3 protein-coding genes are annotated in these 3,010 nt (G+C 72.5%); all 3 read left to right on the top strand.

The window, feature by feature from the left end:
* The coding region (locus B2Y21_RS00825) for a tetratricopeptide repeat protein (protein WP_292056031.1) at positions 1-297 on the top strand (297 nt) is incomplete at its 5' end.
* A 67-nt stretch (positions 298-364) separates the two neighbouring features.
* Positions 365-862, top strand: a complete 498-nt coding sequence (gene ccmE / locus B2Y21_RS00820) for a cytochrome c maturation protein CcmE (protein WP_046651689.1) — start codon at positions 365-367, stop codon at positions 860-862.
* A gap of 3 nt (positions 863-865) precedes the next feature.
* Positions 866-2,875: a heme lyase CcmF/NrfE family subunit gene (locus B2Y21_RS00815; protein ID WP_292056029.1), complete on the top strand. Its 2,010-nt coding sequence runs from the start codon at positions 866-868 to the stop codon at positions 2,873-2,875.
* Positions 2,876-3,010: the final 135 nt, after the last annotated feature.

Here is a 3,010-nt window from a genome sequence, read left to right as displayed (position 1 = left end):
TTCCGCCGCGCCCTGGCCATCCAGCCGGACGACGCCCAGAGCTGGGCGCGGCTGGGCGAGAGCCTGGTGCGGGCCAATGACGGCGCGGTCGACGGCGACGCCGAGGCGGCCTTCCGCCAGGCGGTCAAGCTGGACCCCGACCAGTTGGGCGCGCGCTTCTATCTGGGCGAGGCCGCTCTGGCGCGCGGCGACCGGGCTGAGGCCGAAGCCATGTGGACGCCGCTGATCGCTGTGCTGGCGCCCTCGGATCCGCGCCGCGCCGACCTGCAGAATCGCCTGGCCGAGGCCGCCCGATGAGCCGTTGGCCCGCCCTTAACCTCGCCCTATACGCGGTGGTGTTTTCCGCCGTCCCCGGATCGTCGACATGAGCTGGTTGCCCAAATCGCCCAAGGCGCGCCGCCGCCTGTGGGTCGTCATCGCTGCGGCGCCGGTGCTGGCGCTGGCCGTCGGCCTGTCGCTGTGGGCGATGAAGGACAATGTGACCTTCTTCTACTCCCCCTCGGAGGTGACGCCGCAGAAGGTTCCGGCCGGCCAGATGATCCGCCTGGGCGGTCTGGTCGAGGCGGGCAGCGTGCACAAGGCCGCCGACGGCTCCGTCGTCTTCGTCGTCACCGACAACGGGGCGACGGCGCAGGTGATCTATCACGGCGACCTGCCCGACCTGTTCCGCGAGGGGCAGGGCATTGTGGCGCAGGGCGCCTTCCGCCCCGACCGCACCTTCGAGGCCAGCCAGGTGCTGGCCAAGCACGACGAGACCTATATGCCGCGCGAAGTCGCCGACCGGCTGAAGGAAAAGGGCGAGTGGCGGCCCGAGGGCGACGAGGCCGCGCCCGCCGCCGCAACCGTCCAGCAGGGGGCCTAAGCCTTGATCGTCGAACTGGGCTCCTTCGCCCTGATCCTGGCGCTGGTGCTGTCGGCGCTCAGCCTGGCGCTGACCACGGCGGGCCGTCTGCGGCTCAGCCCTGTGCTGGCCGGGGCGGGGGGCGGCGCCATGCTGGCCTCGGCCGCGGCGATCGCCCTGGCCTTCGCCGCCCTGATCTACGCCTTCGTGGTGTCGGACTTCTCGGTGTCGAACGTGGCCATGAACAGCCACACCGACAAGCCGGTCTTCTACAAGGTCGCCGCCGCCTGGGGCAGCCATGAGGGCTCGCTGCTGCTGTGGTGTCTGGTGATGACGGTCTTCGGCGGGGCGCTGGCGTTGGCGCGCGGCCTGCCGTTCGGGCTGAAGACCTCGGCCGTGGCCGTGCAGGCGGCCCTGTCGAGCCTGTTCCTGGCCTTCGCCGCCTTCACCTCCAACCCCTTCTTCCGGCTGGACCCGGCGCCGGTGCAGGGCGCATCCCTGAACCCCCTGCTGCAGGATCCGGCGCTGGCGGTGCACCCGCCGCTGCTCTACGGCGGCTATGTCGGGTTTTCGGTCTGCTTCTCCCTGGCGGTCGCCGCCCTGATCGAGAAGCGCGTCGATCCGGCCTGGGGCCGCTGGGTGCGGCCGTGGGCGCTGGCGTCCTGGGCCCTGCTGACCGTCGGCATCGCGCTGGGCTCCTTCTGGGCCTATTACGAACTGGGCTGGGGCGGCTGGTGGTTCTGGGATCCGGTCGAGAACGCCAGCTTCATGCCGTGGCTGGCGGGCGCGGCCCTGCTGCACTCGGCCATCGTCACCGAGCGGCGCGGGGCGCTGGCGGGCTGGACGGTCTTCCTGGCGATCCTGGCCTTCACCTTCTCCATGCTGGGCGCGTTTCTGGTGCGCTCGGGCGTGCTGACCAGCGTCCACGCCTTCGCGGTCGATCCCCAGCGGGGGATGATGCTGCTCGCCATTCTGGGCGTCGCGGCGGGCGCGGCCTTCATTCTGTTCGCTCTTCGCGCCCCGGCCATCCGTTCCGGCGCCGCCTTCGCGCCGGTCAGCCGCGAGGGGACGCTGGTGCTGAACAACCTGTTCCTGACAGCGGCGGCGGCGACGGTGCTGCTCGGCACCCTCTATCCGCTGATCCTCGAGGCGGCGACGGGGGCGACCATCTCGGTCGGCCCGCCCTATTTCAACGCCGTCTTCAATCCGCTGATGATCGTGGCCTGTCTGATCCTGCCCGCCGGGCCGCTGCTGGCGTGGAAGCGGGGCGATCTGAAGGGCGCCTTGCAGCGCCTGTGGCTGGCCGCCGCTCTGGCGATCGCCGCCGCCTTCGCCGCCTTCTTCCTGTTCGAGCCCAAGAAGGCGCTGGCCGCCGCAGGGCTGGGCGTCGGGGCGTGGCTGATCTGTGGGGCGCTGGCGGAGCTGGGCGTGCGCACCAAGGCCTTACGCGCGCCCTTGGCCGAGACGCTGCGCCGCGCCAAGGGCCTGCCGCTGGGCGCCTGGGGCATGGCGCTGGCTCACGCCGGTCTGGGCGTCTTAATTCTGGGGGCCGTGGTCGAGACCAGTTTCAAGGCCGAGGCCGCGCTGGCCCTGCCGCTGGGCGGGGAAGTCGCCGCCGGGCCGTGGAAGGCGCGGCTGGATGCGGTGCAGGTCATCGAAGGGCCGAACTACCTGGCCGAGCAGGGCCGCCTGACCATCATGCCGGTCAACGGCCGCGCGCCCGAACGCGTCATCACCGCCGAGCGCCGCTTCTTCCCGGCGGGCGGCCAGACGACGACCGAGGTCGGCCTCGACTTCCGCGGTCTGGACGATGTCTACGCGGTCATGGGCGACCGCGCGGCGACCGACGACGGCGAGCGCGCCTGGATCGTGCGCATCTACTACAATCCCTGGGCGCGGCTCATCTTCCTGGGACCGGCGCTGATGGCGCTGGGCGGGCTGATCTCCCTGCTGGACCGGCGCCTGCGCGTCGGGGCGGGCTCGCGCGTGAAGAAGGCCGCCCAGCCGGTCGAGCCGGTCGAGGCGCAGGCGTGAAGCGCGCCGCCGCCCTGTTCGCCGCCGTCCTGCTGGGCGGCGCCGCCGGGCCCGCGCTGGACGCGCCGCCGCCCGCGCCTGACCCGCCCCCGGCCGAGCCGGCTGGCGCAGCCCGGGCCCGCGCCCTGGTTGGCG

Source organism: Brevundimonas sp. UBA5936 (genome assembly GCA_002430835.1).
Taxonomy (GTDB): domain Bacteria; phylum Pseudomonadota; class Alphaproteobacteria; order Caulobacterales; family Caulobacteraceae; genus Brevundimonas.
This window is presented reverse-complemented; position numbering and strand designations above follow the sequence as displayed.

Excerpts from the sequence above, each read along its gene's own strand:
- ccmE (WP_046651689.1), top strand. The coding sequence starts at position 365 with ATGAGCTGGTTGCCCAAATCGCCCAAGGCGCGCCGCCGCCTGTGGGTC.